The sequence below is a fragment of the Haloarchaeobius iranensis genome, from assembly GCF_900103505.1.
GTDB classification, from domain to species: domain Archaea; phylum Halobacteriota; class Halobacteria; order Halobacteriales; family Natrialbaceae; genus Haloarchaeobius; species Haloarchaeobius iranensis.
In genome coordinates this window covers 19,879-33,764 of sequence record NZ_FNIA01000018.1, presented here as the reverse complement: position 1 = coordinate 33,764, position 13,886 = coordinate 19,879, and the positions used below count along the sequence as shown (strand labels likewise).

Here is a 13,886-nt window from a genome sequence, read left to right as displayed (position 1 = left end):
TCATCACCGGCGCGCGGCTGGCGTGACGCGCGACCGCCAGGGAGCGCGTCGCGCCGCACTCGTGCGAGGGATGAGCATCACAGCGAAGCGAGAAGCGCAATCGGCTGGGGAGGGTGAGGCGCGGTGCGGGTCGGGACTGAAACGGGCGACCGTCTCGACGAACCCCGACGAAGTAAGCACCGCAGCGCAGCGAGGAGCGCAGCGAGTCGCGGGAGTCGAGACGGTCGGGGGTTTCTGGGCGTTCGTGGGTGCGGTTGTTCGCGGGACGGTCGGGGGTTTCTGGGCGTTCGTGGGTGCGGTTGTTCGCGGGACGGTCGGGAGTTTCTGGGCGTCGTCGAGACACTCGATGGACACCGGGTTTCCGGAACAGCCGACCGCAAGGGCCGCTGTCACAGCGTTCAGGCACCGATACGTTCTTGCGACAGTACGAACTAGCCCCGGCCATGCGCGTTCGAGACTGGGACGACATCGTCGCGGACGTGGTCGATTCGGGAGCGGACCCGGAGGGCTGGCGCGCGGTCGCAGGTGACCGTGCGAACGGCCTCGGCGAGGACCTGTACCTCGGACACCCGAACAGTGGCGTCTACCACCTGAAGACGTACGCGAAGAACCCGTTCGAGGTCCACGGCGTCGGGACCCAGGTGGCGCGACGGCTGGACGACGAACTGGCGCCGCTGTTCCCGACGAAGACCGACGGGAGCCGCTTCGCGGTGCAGTCGCCGCCGGAGGACGAAGCCGAGGCCGAGGACGCGGCAAAGCGCCTGGAGGCGGTCGTGGAGGCGCACGCGGACGCACCCACGACGCCGGGTGATTTCTTCGACGACGTGATGGACGCGCTCGACAGCCCGGCGTTCGGGCCGATGGAGTTCGACAACTACGACCGGCCGGCGGGACTGGACGACCTCGCGACGACGTTCGAGGACGCCGAGGCGGTGCTGGACGCCGAACTCGACGATGTCATCGAGGACGACGGGGTCGACCGCGGCTTCATGTGACGGCGGGGCCGGGTCGACACACCGGGGAACGGGGGTTTCAAACCCGCCCGGGCCGTTGCTGGAGGTATGACTCCGGAGGAGACCGTTCTGGACTACTACGAGGCGTTACGCCGGGGGGAGCCGCTGTACCCGTACTTCGTCGAGCGCGCGGAGACGTGGAAGGCGGCGATAAGCACCCAGTACAGCGGCTACGACGCGGTGAGCGAGGCGCTACGCGAGCAGAGCCGGACCACCGACGAGTGGACCGTCGAGAGCGAGGCGCTGTCGGTCACCGAGCGCGACGGGTTGGCGCTGTTCGAGGACGCCGTCCGCCTCGCCTGGACGGACACCCGGACGGGCGAGCGGCGCGGCTTCGACTCGCGCTGGAGCGGTGTGCTGGAGGCACTCGACGGGGACGACGAGGAGTGGGAGTTCCTCCAGCTGCACGTCTCGGCCCCGCGGTCGATCTGAGATGGTCGGGCCATCGATGACCGACGAGGACCGCGAGCGTGGGATGCAACGCATCCGGTACACGTTCGTCGTCATGGTCGCCGCGTCGGGGGCGCTCGTCGCGCTGCAGGCGGAGGCGTCGCTGGCGGTCATCGCGGCGGCGGCAGCCGGCGGGGCCGTCGTCGGCGCGCTGCTGTGGTGGTACCTCGTCAGCACGTTCCACTCGGCACAGCGGGAGACGGAGTCGCGGTCGCGTCGGTAGCGACGCTGTCGGCGGCGGCAGGAATCAGACGCCGACGCGGCTGACCCACGCGCCGGGGTCGTCGAGTTCGTCGTCCGTGGGCAGCTGCTCGGGGGACTCCCAGACCGCCCCGGCCGCCTCCAGTCCGCGCAGGGCAGCGACACCCTCGAAGAACTCCTTGCCGCGCTCGTACTGCTGACGCTTGAGTCCGAGGCCGAGCAGCCGCTTCGCGAGCTTCGAGAGCGGGCCGCCGGCCTGTCTGCGGGCGTCGACCTTCGCGCGGAGGTCGGCGTACTCGTCGTCGAAGGCGTGGTCCATCAGCAGTTCCGCGTAGCCCTCGACGACGGTCATCGCGACGTTCATCTCGCGGAAGGCCTCGCGGTCGAAGCCCCCGTGGGAGAGGTCCTCGAGACCCTCCTCCATCCTGTCTTCGAGGTAGGACGAGAGCCAGGGTGCAGCACCGAACTCGGCGGCGTGGGTCACCTCGTGGAAGGCGATCCAGCGCCGGAACCGGGGGAAGTCGACCTGGAGGTCTGTGGCGACCTGCCGGATGTTCGGGTGGACGAAGTAGAGCGCGTGGTCGGCGTCGGCCTCGTCGGCGAGCAACAGCGGGTCGTACTGCCCGAGGACGTTCCGCGCGAGGAAGCCGAGCATGAACGACATCGTGCCGGTGTTCACCGTACGGGCGACGCCGGGGAGGAACTCCGACTGCTGGGCCTCGAGCGGGCCGAGCACCCGGCGGAACGTGGCGACGTTGGCGTCGATCCAGTGGTGGCGGTGCTGTATCTCGATGGTGTCCGGCACGTCGAAGTCGACGGCGGCAACCTCCCGGACGCGGTCGCGGGCGTCCCGCACGTCGGTCGCGTAGCCGGACCGCTCGGCCTGGGTCAGCTCGACGGAGCCGGGGTCGGTCCCGGCCCGGGCCGCTTCGACGACGGCGTCCCAGTCGATGGCACCCTCGCCGTCGCCGGAGGATGCGACCGCCCGGACGCTATGAAAGAGGTTCACACGGCCGGGTTGGGACCGCGTACGCAAAACCCTTCTGTGTGCCGGAAACGCCTCTACTCCTCGATTTCGACCATCTCGGGCTCGAAGTCCTCGGTCTCGGTCTCCTCGCTACCGCCGAGCGCCTTCTTGACGCCGACCGCGACGAGGACGAGCAGGACGAGCCCGACGAGCACCGCGACGGGGCTCGGGCCCGGGAGGCCGGTGGACTCGGTGTCGTCTCCCCAGTCGATGTCGCCCTCGTCGTCATCGGTCTCCGCCACCTCGGCGGCGTCCTCGTCGTCGCCCCCGCCGAACGTGGGACCGAAGCTCGTGTCGCCGTCGAAGTGGAGTTCGAACAGTGTAATCTCCATACGAATCAGTTCTTCGACAGGCAACTTAGCGGTTGTGCCTCGGCAGGTGGGGACGCCGGGCGGTGTCCCCGCGACCACTGCTGGTGCGACCACCCCATCGGGGCGCGCCGGGACCGTCGGGTTCAAACGGGGGCCGTCCCATCGACCCGTATGGACGACACCGAACGCGGGTTCCTGACGGAGCTCCTGGAGACGCCGAGTCCGTCGGGCTACGAGACGCGCGGGCAGCGGATCTGGGTCGAGTACGTCGAGCAGTTCGCGGACGAAGTACGGACGGACGCCTACGGCAACGCGGTCGCGGTCGCCGAAGGGAGCCCGGACGCCCCGACGGTGGCCTTCACCGGCCACGCCGACGAGATCGGGTTCTCCGTCAACCGCATCGACGACGACGGCTTCCTCCACCTCGCGCCCATCGGCGGCTCCGACCGGACCGTCTCGAAGGGCCAGCACGTCACCGTCCACACCGGCGACGGCCCGGTGTCCGGTGTCGTGACACAGACCGCCATCCACCTCCGCGAGCGCGACGGGGACGAGTTCGAGGACATCTCCCAGCAGACCGTCGACATCGGGGCCGCAGACGGCGAGGCAGCGCGCGAGACCGTCGAGGTCGGCGACCCCATCACCTTCTCCAGCGGCGTCGAGGGGCTCATGGGCAGCCGGCTCGCGGGCCGCGCGCTGGACAACCGCGTCGGGACCTGGGCGGCCGCCGAGGCGCTCCGAAGGGCCGTCGCGGCCGACGTCGACGCGACGGTGTACGCCGTCTCGACCGTCCAGGAGGAGGTCGGCGCACAGGGGGCGAAGATGGTCGCCACGGAGGTCGACGCCGACGCGGTCGTCGTCGTGGACGTCTCCCACGTCTCGGACTACCCCGGCGGGAAGGCCGACAAGGCGGGCGACACCGAGCTCGGTGGCGGTCCCATCGTCGGTCGTGGCGGCGCGAACCACCCGGTCGTCGCACAGGCCGTGCGGAAGGCGGCGGCCGACGCGGACATCGCCGTGCAGCTGCAGGCCGACCCGAACGCCGGCGGCACCGACGCGCGCTCGTTCTACACCGCCCGCGGTGGCGTCCCGACGCTGAACCTCGGCGTCCCGAACCGCTACATGCACACGCCGGTCGAGGTCATCGACACCGACGACCTCGACGCAGTCGCCGACCTGCTCGCCGCTTTCGCCGACCAGAGCGCCGAGTACGAGACGTTCGGCGTGGACGTGTAGGAAATCCGATATCCCGTCCGCGACTCGGTACGTTTATGAAGGCGTCGCAAGGCCGTGTGAGTATGAGTGAATCGAGTGGCAGGCCGCTTGACGTGCTCGAAGCCTCCGTGGGCGAGCAGGTCACGGTCCGACTGAAGGACGGCGAGGAGTACGACGGCGAGCTCACCGGCTACGACCAGCACATGAACCTCGTGCTGGACCGAGGCGACAACACAACCATTATACGCGGCGATAACGTCGTTTCGATAACTCCATGACTGGTGCAGGAACCCCCTCCCAAGGCAAGAAGAACACCACGACGCACGTGAAGTGCCGACGGTGTGGTGAGAAGTCCTATCACGTGAAGAAAAGCGTCTGCTCCTCGTGTGGCTTCGGCAAGTCCGCCAAGCGCCGCGACTACGAGTGGCAGTCGAAGGCCGGCGAGTAACTCCCCGATTCTCACTCGCGTTCTCCACCGACCACGAGCCCCGGCTCCGTGGCTCGGGCCAACATTCTATGCAAGAAAGTGCATACATCTTCCTGTAGCAGCGGTCAGGAGAACACAACCACGGGGATTTTTACCGTCCGGAACCTGACCCTCTCACATGACACACGGGTCGGGGCAGTCCCCGCACCGGAGCGGACCAACCGAGAAATGCGGCGTCGTCGGCGTCGCGCTCGACGACCGCGCCGCCGCGCGGCCGCTGTACTACTCCCTCTACGCGCTCCAGCACCGCGGGCAGGAGTCCGCGGGCATCGTCACCCACGACGGCTTCCAGCAGCACGACCACGTCGAGATGGGGCTCGTCGGCGACGCCTTCGACGAGGCCGACATCGAACGGCTCAACGGCGACTCCGGCATCGGCCACGTCCGCTACCCGACGGCGGGGAGCGTCGACAAGTCCTGTGCGCAGCCGTTCACCGTCTCGTTCAAGTCCGGCTCGCTCGCGCTCAGTCACAACGGGAACCTCGTCAACGCCGGCGAGATCCGCGACGAGCTGGCGGGACTCGGCCACGCGTTCACCTCCGACGGCGACACCGAGGTCATCGCCCACGACCTCGCGCGGAACCTGCTCGAGGCCGACCTCGTGCGCGCGGTCAAACGGACCATGAGCCGCATCCACGGCTCCTACTCGCTGACCATCATGCACGACGAGACCGTCCTCGGCGTCCGCGACCCCGAGGGCAACCGCCCGCTCTGCATCGGCGAACTCGACGACGGCTACGTGCTCGCCAGCGAGTCCGCCGCCATCGACACGCTCGACGGCGACCTCGTCCGCGACGTCCAGCCCGGCGAGCTCGTCGTCCTCCACGAGGACGGCTCCGGCTTCGACTCCTACCAGCTCGTCGAACAGGAGAACACCGCGCACTGCTTCTTCGAACACGTCTACTTCGCCCGTCCCGACTCCGTCATCGACGACGAGCTCGTCTACGAGGTGCGACGCGAGCTCGGCCGCCACCTCTGGGACGAGTCCGGCATCGAGACCGACGTGGTGATGCCCGTGCCAGACTCCGGACGGGCGTTCGCATCCGGCTACGCCGAGGCAGCACAGGAGGCCGGTTCGACCACCGAGTTCGCGGAGGGCCTGATGAAGAACCGCTACGTGGGTCGGACGTTCATCATGCCGACCCAGGACGAGCGCGAGCGAGCCGTCCGCCTGAAGCTCAACCCCATCAAGTCGACCGTCGAGGGCAAGACAGTCACGCTCATCGACGACTCCATCGTCCGCGGCACGACCTCGACCCAGCTCGTCGCCCTGCTCAAGGACTGCGGGGCGGAGGAGGTCCACATGCGCATCGGCGCGCCGCCCATCGTCGCGCCCTGCTACATGGGCATCGACATGGCCACGCGCGAGGAGCTCATCGCGGCCAACCAGGACGTCGAGGACATCCGCGAGGCCATCGAAGCCGACTCCCTCTCCTACCTCTCCATCGACGCCGTCGCCGACGCGCTGAACCGCTCGCGGGCCGACCTCTGTCTCGGCTGTGTCACCGGCGAGTACCCGTACGACATCGACGGCGAGTCGACCGACCGCGAGGTCGAGCGGCCAGTCATCGGTGGGCAGGACCTCGCTGCCGACGACTGACCCGAGAGCCACGTCCCGTGGTACCACACGTGGCCGGCCGTTTAAGAGCCGTCCGCGTGACGGTGTTCCTATGCCCGGAGCAACCTTCCTCGAAGGCGACCGCGTCGACCTCTGCACCATCGAGACGGAGGACGCCGAGTTCCTCACCGAGGCCCTGAACGACCCCGAAGTACGGGTCCCCCTGGGTATCGCCGAGCCACAGAACGAGACACAGCACGAGGAGTGGATCGAGGAGGAGGTGTCGAGCGACGACGGCTTCAACCTCCTCGTCGTCGCTGGTGACGAGCCCATCGGTGTCATCAACTCGAACTGGATGAGCGAGCGCCACGGCCATGCGGTCATGTCGGCGTGGATTGCGAGCGACGCCCACGGACAGGGCTACGGCACGGACGCGACCACCACCTTCATCGACTTTCTCATCGGCGAACGACGCATGGAGACCGTGCGTGCGGAGGCGTTCGCGTTCAACGAGAAGTCCAACGCGATGCTGCAGTCCATCGGCATGGAGCGCGTCGGTACCATCCCGAACTGGGCGTTCGTCGACGGCGAGCACCACGACTCGCACATCTACGCCGTCACGGCCGACCAGTGGCGGAACCGGGACTGATCAGTAGGCGCTCGCCGGCACCAGGTACAGCATGACGTAGACGACGGTGCCGAGCACGAACGATATCAGCCAGAGCGGGGCGGCGATGCGGCCGATTTTCGGGTGTACCGTCTCGGAGAGCTCGCTCATCGGCCGGGTCACCGCGAGCAGGAGCACGTAGTACAGCAGCGGGATGCAGGCGATGGCGAGTATCATGTGGATCGCCAGGATGGCGAGGTACGCCAGCTCCGCGACGCCCGAGCCCGGGAACGTGTTCGGGCCCTTCAGTGCGACCTTGTAGAGGTAGAGCGCGAGGAATATCACGAACAGGACGACGCCGGTTCCCATCAGCTTCCGGTGGCGGTCCCACCGGTCCTGCTTGATGGCGCGGAGGCCGGCGAGGATGACGACGACAGCGACGACGCTGATGACCGCGTTCACGTGCGGGATGGCCGAGACGAGCCAGTCGGGCGCGGCCGGGAGCAGCGACTTCGGGATGAGCTGCCGCGCCGCGCCGAAGACCAGCGCGAGGGAGACGATGGAGAGGACGGCTGTCACCGCCGGGACGTTCCGCTTGACCATCTGTTGCATATCCGGCGCTCGGGGCTGGACACCCAAAGCCGTTACTCAGTGGACTCGACGAGGAGGGTGCCGGTCATGCCGATGGCCTCGTGTGGCTCGCAGTAGAACTCGTAGCGACCCGGCGTCTCGAACGTGTGCTCGTACTCGAAGCCAGCGTTCTCGACGAGCTCGTGGTCCGTCCACGACGACCCCGCCGGCGTCTCGTCCATCCGCAGGTTGTGGTTGTCGGAGTCCCAGACGAACGTCACCCGCGTTCCGGGGGGCACGCTCACCGAGCGTTCGGTGCCCGGTTCGAAGACGAAGTCGCCGTCGGCACCGACGAGTATCTCGGCGGTGCCGTCGTCGCCGAGGCGGACGGGTCCCTCGGTGCTGGGCTGTTCAGTCTCGGGTTCGGGCGGCCGGCCGGTCTCGTTGACGACGATGGTGCCGGTCATGCCGAGGCTCCGGTGCGGCTCGCAGTGGAACCGGTACTCGCCGAGCGTCTCGAACGTGTGTCGGTGCGTGAACCCGGCGTCCTCGACCGTCTCGTGGCCATCCCACGTCGCACCGTCTGGCGTCTCGCCGACGACGATACTGTGGCTGCCGGACTCCCAGCCGAACAGCACCTCGGTCCCCGGCGTGACGTACAGGGGCTCCTCGGTACCGGGCTCGAAGACGAAGTCGCCGTCCGCGCCGACCTCGACGACCGTCTCCGCCGTCGACTGCCCGGCCGAACCGCTCTCTGTCCTCGGTTCGGGTTCGTCCGTCGCGGTCGGTTCAGCCGTGGCCGTCTGGGTATCGGTCGGGGTGTCCGTCGGCGTCGACGTTCCATCGCCGTCCGCACTACAGCCCGCGAGCCCCCCGAGCAGGAGGGTCGTTCCGGCCGCTTTCAGTACTGTGCGCCGTCGCGTCGCTGGTGTGTCGTCGGAGTCGTACATCGGGGACCAGACCTCGGTCAACCTTCCGAAGCCAGGGTAAAAGTATCCCGGAACACGTTCCCACCGACTGGGAGCCCGAGTACACCGGAACCCTGCACTGTCAGGTTCGATACGGACGGCGAGCCGGCGTTCCGGGACAGCGCACCGTCGGGGACCACCTCCTTCCCGACGCTCGGCCCGGCCCAGAACACCGTCACGACCGCCACGAACGCGATGGCCACGATCGACACGACCGCGACCTGCGAGTTCATCCCTCGGTCGTCCGTAAGCCGCATCACTCTCAGCCGGAAGTATCAGCAGGAGTACGGCGTTCGCGCGGCCCGCCGGCCGTCGAGGCCGCGTCCGGCGTCGGAGACGACGGCACCGCTGCTGTTCGTGTGTTGCGCCGAAAGGATTGTGCGTGGGTGCTGTCCACGAGGGAGAGCACCCGCATCGTGTCGGTGGTCGAGTTGGTGACCACCTGTGCGATGCGTGGGACCGGATTTGAACCGGCGGACCTCTACAGGACAGCGCCCTCAACGCTGCGCCGTTGGCCTGGCTTGGCTACCCACGCTCGCTGTGTCTTGCTGCATTCCTGCGTTTCACCGGGATAAATAAAAGCGTGTCCTTTTCCCGCCGCCGGAGGCCGTGGTAGCGACCAGCAGGGTGCGTGACACGAGACGGCAAAGCGGGGTATTCAAATGTACGCCCCGGATAGGGGTGCGTATGGCGAAGTACTCGACGGGTGACTCGTCGGGTGGCGGCGACGGTGACACCTGCGAACTCTGCGGTGCGGCCAGCGACCGACTCCGGATGGCGAACGTCGCCGGAGCGGAACTGGAGGTCTGTCCCGACTGCGCCCCGCACGACGACGCCCAGAAGACGACGAGCGGTTCCAGCGGCGACGGCAGCAGTCGTGACTCCGGCGAGCGCAAGCGCAACGCCGCCCGGAACACGGCAAAGACATCCAACTGGGACGGCGACACCTCCCACTGGGAGGAGGGCGGGACGAACTACGACGACGACCAGCTGCCCTACCTCGTGAAGGACTACGGCAAGACGCTGACCGACGCGCGCCAGGACGCCGGCCTCCAGCGCGACGAGCTCGCCGACGAGCTGGATACGGACGAGGCGGACATCATCGCGGTCGAGCAGGGTCGTGCGGCCCGCGCCGGCATCGGCGGCGGCCTCATCGCGAAGCTCGAGGATAGACTCGATGTGCAGCTCTCTGAGGGCTGAACTGTTCTATCGGCGGTCGGCTGCTGTCGACCGACTGGACGCCGGTGGGACCGTCCCGGTTCCGGTTCGATGTCGGCAGGCGAGCCGGTATCGCGCCGTCTCGACCACGTCTCCGTCCTCGTTCCGGAGGTGGAACTCGAACGTGACCGTCCACTCGTCTGGCGTCGCCCGCTCCCAGACGAGTTCGTAGCTCCCGTCGGCGTTCGGCGTCGCTCTCGTCTCAGTCGACCCGTTCGAGCGCAGGACCAGCGTCGTGTCGTCGGTCCCGTTCCGGACGTCGACGGCGGCCTGGATGGCACCGCCCGACACGTTCATGTCGGTTATTCTGAAGATGTCGGCGTCACCGCCGACCTGCCGTGTGCCACATCGGCGCTGCTCGATGGTCTGCGTCAGACAGCCCGTAGTAGAGACGACCAGCACGCAAACGAGGAGTAGCCAGCGAGCGGTGCGGACCGAATCCTCATGTGTGGCCCGACACCGACTGGGGAGTTATATCGAACGGAGTATCTGTCTTCCAGGGAGATCGTCGACCTCACCCGGCCGTCTCGTTACTCGTACAGCGGGTTCGCGTCGCACAGCTCCGCGACCGTCGCCTCGGCCTCGGCCTTGACGTCCTCGTCCTCGGGCGCGTCGACGACCTGCTTGATGCAGTCCGCGACGACCCGGAGGTCCTCCTCGTCGAACCCACGCGTCGTGAGTGCGGGTGTGCCGATGCGGATGCCCGACGGATTGAACGCCGAGCGCGTCTCGCCGGGGACGGTGTTCGCGTTCAGCACGATGCCGGTCTCCTCCAGGGCCTCCTCGGCGTCGCCGCCGGTGGTGTCCGGGTGGGACGGCCGGAGGTCGACGAGCACGAGGTGGTTGTCGGTGCCCTCGGAGACGAGGCTGAAGCCGTGCTCCTGGAGCCGGTCGGCGAGCGCCTTCGCGTTCCGGACCGTCTGTGCGGCGTACTCCTCGAACGAGGGGTCGAGTGCTTCCTTGAAGCCGACGGCCTTGCCCGCGATGTTGTGCATGAGCGGACCGCCCTGCCCGCCGGGGAAGACGGCCTTGTCGATGTCCTCAGCGTACTGCTCGTCGCACATGACGATGCCGCCGCGGCCGGCGCGGATGGTCTTGTGCGTCGAGCCGGTGACGAAGTCCGCGATACCGACCGGCGAGGGGTGTGCGCCGCCCGCGACCAGCCCGGTGATGTGCGCGATGTCGGCGAGGTGGAGCGCGTCGACCGCGTCGGCGGCCGCCTGGATGCGCTCCCAGTCCACCGTGCGCGGGTACGCGGAGTAGCCCGAGACGACGATGTCGGGCTCGAACTCCTCGGCCATCGCGTGGAGCTCCTCGTAGTCGATGTAGCCCGTCTCGGGGTCGACCTCGTACGACTCGACCTCGTAGAGCTGGCCGGTGAAGTTCGCGGGGTGCCCGTGGCTGAGGTGGCCGCCGTGGCTCAGCTCCATCGAGAGGATCTTGTCGCCGGGGTCGAGCATCGCGAAGTAGACGGCCTGGTTCGCCTGCGTGCCCGAGTGCGGCTGGACGTTGACGTGCTCGGCACCCCAGAGCTCCTTCGCGCGCTCGATGGCCAGGTTCTCGACGTCGTCGGCGTACTGACAGCCGCCGTAGTAGCGCTTGCCGGGGTAACCCTCGGCGTACTTGTTCGTCAGGGCCGAGCCCTGGGCCTCCAGCACCGCCTCGGAGACGTGGTTCTCGCTCGCGATCATCGCCAGCGTCTCGTTCTGGCGTGTGACCTCGCCAGAGAGGGCGTCTGCGACCGCCGGGTCGACCTCGCGGACGTGCTCGTAGTCCATGCGAGAAGACCCGGTCGGTTCGGGCATAAGTGTACTCGTCTCCGGGCGATACTGCCACCGAATATGTACTCTCGTACGTCTCCCGATACATCTAACTGCTATTAGTTACATCTACCAACGCGAATGATAGAGTGGGAGGTGACGGCCACCGGTCTCCGGGTGGTCGACCCGGGGAACTCGGAGTTCACGGTCGAAGGGCCGAACCTCTCCGTGGCCGACGATGGCGTCCCCCTCCCACGACCGGTCGATGCGACCCTCTCCTGTCGAACCGACGAAGTCCGCTTTCCCATCTCGGTGGTGTACGTCGCCTCGGAGTCGAGCGACGCCACCTACGAGCTTGAGAACGACACCGGCCCCCTCGAGCTGCCGGCAGGGGAGTACATCGTCGACCTCGATACGGACATCAAGACCTACCTGCGCGCGGAGGGGCCGCTGGCGATCTCGAAGACCCCGGACTTCGAGGAGGTCGTCGTCAGCTTTGCCGACGAGACGGAGGTGACGCTCGGGTTCCGGAGCAGGAACGTCCGGCCGTCGGGTAGTATCACCGTCCCACCGACGCCGAAGGGCCTGGCGGTCGCGCTCAGTCACCTGCCGGCCTCGCACAAGACCACCGCGCCGGACCGCACCTACCCGACGCTGCGTGGCCACCCGCCGCTCATCGAGGCGGGTGACACCGTCGAGGTGTCCTCGACAATCAGGAACGCCACACCCGATGTCGGCATCGAGCTGCTGGTGCCGCCGTCGTTCGACGAGCTGTACGTCACCGCGCCGCTGGCGTACTATCTGCAGGCCGACGTCGAGACCGTCCCCGACATCGAGGCCCCGATGCTCTGTGCGCCGGGGGCGGGCATCCGCCACGACCTCGGACCGCTGCCCGACCTCGAACGCCGGACGACCCGGCTCCTCCGGAAGACGTTCTTCCTCGACTGCCTGGTCCGGAACGCCGGGCCGTACGGGACGAACCTCGCCGAGGAGAGCCTGCTCGACGCGCTCGACCTCGACGCCGAGGCACTGTACCACGGGACGCCCGTGGACCGGCTGGAGACCTACCTCGACGTCCCCTACGCCGCGCTCGAACACCGGCTGCCGGACTGGCACCTCTCGATGTACGTCGAGCCGAGCCCGGAGACCTTCGAGACCATTCCGTTCCTGCTCCACGACCTCGCGGCGATCTACATGCCGCGGACGTCGGAGCTGGCGGGCTCGGAGCTGGTCGAACGCTCGCTCGACGACTTCTACCGCGCGACCGGCCCCGGCGAGGTCGCCTCGGTGGACGTCGTCAAGCCGGAGCTGCGCGGGGGCCGGGTCCACGGCTGGCTGGCGGACGGCGTCCCCATCGACGTGTTCAAATGTACGCCCGCTGCGTACCGGAACCGGCTGTCGGTGCTCGACCGGCAGCACGAGAGCGCCGAGGTGACCGTGGTGCTCAACGACGAGAAGATGGACGACGAGCACATCGACGTGGGCCGCATCTACCGGGAGCACGCGACCGACCTGCCGCTGTCTGTGAACGTCGTCGACCACCTCGGGACCGCAGAACTCGCGCGGGTGTTCGAGGGCGAGAACGACTTCGTCCACTACATCGGCCACTGCGAGACCGACGGGTTGCGCTGCCCCGACGGCTACCTCTCGGCCAGCAGCCTCTCGTCGTGTGGCACCCGGACGTTCTTCCTGAACGCCTGTGGCTCGTTCCACGAGGGCATGGAGCTCGTCGAGAAGGGTGCAGTCGCCGGCGGCGTCACGTTCACGCAGGTGCTCAACGACCACGCCGTGAAGGTCGGGTCGGCGTTCGCTCGCCTGCTCATCCACGGGTTCAGCTTCGAGCGCGCGCTCCGCATCGCCCGTCGACGGATCATGATGGGCAAGGACTACGCCGTGGTCGGCGACGGCACCTACACGCTGACCCAGACGACGAACCGGCTCCCGACGACGGCCGAGCTCGAACGGCTGGACGACGACCGGTTCTTCCTCACGTTCGACCAGTTCTCCCTCCAGCACGCCGGCAGCTACTACCACCCGTACGTCGAGGGCAACGAGTACTCGTACCTCTGCGGGAACGAGTCGGAGTTCGCGCTCTCGAAGGCGTCGCTGCTCGAGTTCCTCGAACGGGCGGACACGTCGGTCATCTACGACGGCGAGTTCTGCTGGTCGGACGACCTCTACGCTCGGCTATCGAACGAATAGCGCGGCACAGTGGACCGAACTCAGGGGCCCGTGTACGGGCTGCTGCCGCCGTCGAGTCCGACCGTGGGTTGCCGGTTGGAGCTGGGGATGCCACGTCGCATGCGAGAGTACCACATCCTGTCTCTCGACCCGACTTATAGATTGTGGAGCGGGGCTCCGCTCGGATCGATCGTCGGTTCGGCCAGCGAAGCGAAGCACGATAGCTGCCCTCGAAGCTGAAGCCGTGGCCACAGCCGTCGATTTTTGAAACGAAAGCATTTCGGCGAAATATGTTATAATAACCCACGTGAGGAACTCAC

The 13,886-nt window shown here is 67.7% G+C and carries 17 protein-coding genes and 1 tRNA gene; 10 read left to right on the top strand and 8 right to left on the bottom strand.

Annotated features, from left to right (window positions below):
- The first annotated feature begins 443 nt into the window (after window positions 1–443).
- From BLT27_RS14340 to BLT27_RS14330, 3 genes are all read left to right on the top strand, one after another.
- On the top strand, window positions 444–995 hold the full coding sequence (locus tag BLT27_RS14340) for a hypothetical protein (protein WP_089735079.1): 552 nt from the start codon (window positions 444–446) through the stop codon (window positions 993–995).
- Window positions 996–1,061: 66 nt separating this feature from the next.
- Complete coding sequence (locus tag BLT27_RS14335; RefSeq protein WP_089735078.1) at window positions 1,062–1,445, top strand: nuclear transport factor 2 family protein; 384 nt, start codon at window positions 1,062–1,064, stop codon at window positions 1,443–1,445.
- A 1-nt stretch (window position 1,446) separates the two neighbouring features.
- A complete protein-coding gene (locus BLT27_RS14330; RefSeq protein WP_089735076.1) occupies window positions 1,447–1,686 on the top strand; it encodes a hypothetical protein in 240 nt (79 codons plus the stop codon).
- Between the two features lie 24 nt (window positions 1,687–1,710).
- Here BLT27_RS14330 and BLT27_RS14325 read toward each other — a convergent pair whose 3' ends face one another.
- Together BLT27_RS14325 and BLT27_RS14320 are read right to left on the bottom strand one after the other, a co-directional pair.
- A complete protein-coding gene (locus BLT27_RS14325) occupies window positions 1,711–2,673 on the bottom strand; it encodes a zinc-dependent metalloprotease (RefSeq protein WP_089735074.1) in 963 nt (320 codons plus the stop codon).
- 53 nt (window positions 2,674–2,726) lie between these two features.
- Complete coding sequence (locus BLT27_RS14320) at window positions 2,727–3,023, bottom strand: hypothetical protein (protein WP_089735072.1); 297 nt, start codon at window positions 3,021–3,023, stop codon at window positions 2,727–2,729.
- Window positions 3,024–3,173: 150 nt separating this feature from the next.
- Here BLT27_RS14320 and BLT27_RS14315 point away from each other — a divergent pair, with 150 nt between their 5' ends.
- The 5 genes from BLT27_RS14315 to BLT27_RS14295 all read left to right on the top strand — a co-directional run bounded on the left by BLT27_RS14315 (window position 3,174) and on the right by BLT27_RS14295 (window position 6,911).
- Entirely contained in the window at window positions 3,174–4,238 is a 1,065-nt protein-coding gene (locus tag BLT27_RS14315; protein ID WP_089735070.1) for a M20/M25/M40 family metallo-hydrolase, read from the top strand.
- Between the two features lie 62 nt (window positions 4,239–4,300).
- Entirely contained in the window at window positions 4,301–4,495 is a 195-nt protein-coding gene (locus BLT27_RS14310) for an LSM domain-containing protein (protein ID WP_089735068.1), read from the top strand.
- Complete coding sequence (locus BLT27_RS14305) at window positions 4,492–4,665, top strand: 50S ribosomal protein L37e (protein WP_089735067.1); 174 nt, start codon at window positions 4,492–4,494, stop codon at window positions 4,663–4,665. Before BLT27_RS14310 ends, BLT27_RS14305 begins: the two co-directional genes overlap by 4 nt.
- Before the next feature lie 157 nt (window positions 4,666–4,822).
- Window positions 4,823–6,304: an amidophosphoribosyltransferase gene (purF, locus tag BLT27_RS14300; protein WP_089735065.1), complete on the top strand. Its 1,482-nt coding sequence runs from the start codon at window positions 4,823–4,825 to the stop codon at window positions 6,302–6,304.
- 70 nt (window positions 6,305–6,374) lie between these two features.
- Window positions 6,375–6,911, top strand: coding sequence for a GNAT family N-acetyltransferase (locus tag BLT27_RS14295; protein ID WP_089735063.1), 537 nt, complete (start codon window positions 6,375–6,377; stop codon window positions 6,909–6,911).
- On the opposite strand, the gene BLT27_RS14290 is transcribed toward BLT27_RS14295, so the two are convergent.
- The 4 genes from BLT27_RS14290 to BLT27_RS14275 all read right to left on the bottom strand — a co-directional run bounded on the left by BLT27_RS14290 (window position 6,912) and on the right by BLT27_RS14275 (window position 8,942).
- Window positions 6,912–7,481 (bottom strand): DUF420 domain-containing protein, encoded by a 570-nt coding sequence (locus BLT27_RS14290; RefSeq protein ID WP_089735061.1) that lies wholly within the window; start codon window positions 7,479–7,481, stop codon window positions 6,912–6,914.
- A gap of 32 nt (window positions 7,482–7,513) precedes the next feature.
- The gene (locus tag BLT27_RS19865; protein WP_175526473.1) at window positions 7,514–8,389 is read right to left on the bottom strand and encodes a plastocyanin/azurin family copper-binding protein; all 876 of its coding nucleotides are present in this window, start codon (window positions 8,387–8,389) and stop codon (window positions 7,514–7,516) included.
- A 17-nt stretch (window positions 8,390–8,406) separates the two neighbouring features.
- Entirely contained in the window at window positions 8,407–8,664 is a 258-nt protein-coding gene (locus BLT27_RS14280) for a hypothetical protein (RefSeq protein WP_089735059.1), read from the bottom strand.
- A gap of 193 nt (window positions 8,665–8,857) precedes the next feature.
- Window positions 8,858–8,942, bottom strand: a tRNA-Leu gene (locus BLT27_RS14275).
- Window positions 8,943–9,094: 152 nt separating this feature from the next.
- On the opposite strand from BLT27_RS14275, the gene BLT27_RS14270 reads away from it, so the two are divergent.
- Window positions 9,095–9,607: a helix-turn-helix domain-containing protein gene (locus BLT27_RS14270; protein ID WP_089735057.1), complete on the top strand. Its 513-nt coding sequence runs from the start codon at window positions 9,095–9,097 to the stop codon at window positions 9,605–9,607.
- A 6-nt stretch (window positions 9,608–9,613) separates the two neighbouring features.
- On the opposite strand, the gene BLT27_RS14265 is transcribed toward BLT27_RS14270, so the two are convergent.
- Together BLT27_RS14265 and glyA are read right to left on the bottom strand one after the other, a co-directional pair.
- Window positions 9,614–10,027, bottom strand: coding sequence for a hypothetical protein (locus BLT27_RS14265; protein ID WP_089735055.1), 414 nt, complete (start codon window positions 10,025–10,027; stop codon window positions 9,614–9,616).
- A 128-nt stretch (window positions 10,028–10,155) separates the two neighbouring features.
- On the bottom strand, window positions 10,156–11,403 hold the full coding sequence (gene glyA, locus BLT27_RS14260) for a serine hydroxymethyltransferase (RefSeq protein ID WP_089735053.1): 1,248 nt from the start codon (window positions 11,401–11,403) through the stop codon (window positions 10,156–10,158).
- 123 nt (window positions 11,404–11,526) lie between these two features.
- Between glyA and BLT27_RS14255 the strand changes: the two genes are divergently transcribed.
- Window positions 11,527–13,587, top strand: a complete 2,061-nt coding sequence (locus BLT27_RS14255) for a hypothetical protein (protein WP_089735052.1) — start codon at window positions 11,527–11,529, stop codon at window positions 13,585–13,587.
- Window positions 13,588–13,886: the final 299 nt, after the last annotated feature.

Excerpts from the sequence above, each read along its gene's own strand:
- BLT27_RS14340 (WP_089735079.1), top strand. The coding sequence starts at position 444 with ATGCGCGTTCGAGACTGGGACGACATCGTCGCGGACGTGGTCGATTCG.
- BLT27_RS14335 (WP_089735078.1), top strand. The coding sequence starts at position 1,062 with ATGACTCCGGAGGAGACCGTTCTGGACTACTACGAGGCGTTACGCCGG.
- BLT27_RS14330 (WP_089735076.1), top strand. The coding sequence starts at position 1,447 with ATGGTCGGGCCATCGATGACCGACGAGGACCGCGAGCGTGGGATGCAA.
- BLT27_RS14320 (WP_089735072.1), bottom strand. The coding sequence starts at position 3,023 with ATGGAGATTACACTGTTCGAACTCCACTTCGACGGCGACACGAGCTTC.
- BLT27_RS14315 (WP_089735070.1), top strand. The coding sequence starts at position 3,174 with ATGGACGACACCGAACGCGGGTTCCTGACGGAGCTCCTGGAGACGCCG.
- BLT27_RS14310 (WP_089735068.1), top strand. The coding sequence starts at position 4,301 with ATGAGTGAATCGAGTGGCAGGCCGCTTGACGTGCTCGAAGCCTCCGTG.
- BLT27_RS14305 (WP_089735067.1), top strand. The coding sequence starts at position 4,492 with ATGACTGGTGCAGGAACCCCCTCCCAAGGCAAGAAGAACACCACGACG.
- purF (WP_089735065.1), top strand. The coding sequence starts at position 4,823 with ATGACACACGGGTCGGGGCAGTCCCCGCACCGGAGCGGACCAACCGAG.
- BLT27_RS14295 (WP_089735063.1), top strand. The coding sequence starts at position 6,375 with ATGCCCGGAGCAACCTTCCTCGAAGGCGACCGCGTCGACCTCTGCACC.
- BLT27_RS14290 (WP_089735061.1), bottom strand. The coding sequence starts at position 7,481 with ATGCAACAGATGGTCAAGCGGAACGTCCCGGCGGTGACAGCCGTCCTC.
- BLT27_RS19865 (WP_175526473.1), bottom strand. The coding sequence starts at position 8,389 with ATGTACGACTCCGACGACACACCAGCGACGCGACGGCGCACAGTACTG.
- BLT27_RS14280 (WP_089735059.1), bottom strand. The coding sequence starts at position 8,664 with ATGCGGCTTACGGACGACCGAGGGATGAACTCGCAGGTCGCGGTCGTG.
- BLT27_RS14270 (WP_089735057.1), top strand. The coding sequence starts at position 9,095 with ATGGCGAAGTACTCGACGGGTGACTCGTCGGGTGGCGGCGACGGTGAC.
- glyA (WP_089735053.1), bottom strand. The coding sequence starts at position 11,403 with ATGGACTACGAGCACGTCCGCGAGGTCGACCCGGCGGTCGCAGACGCC.
- BLT27_RS14255 (WP_089735052.1), top strand. The coding sequence starts at position 11,527 with ATGATAGAGTGGGAGGTGACGGCCACCGGTCTCCGGGTGGTCGACCCG.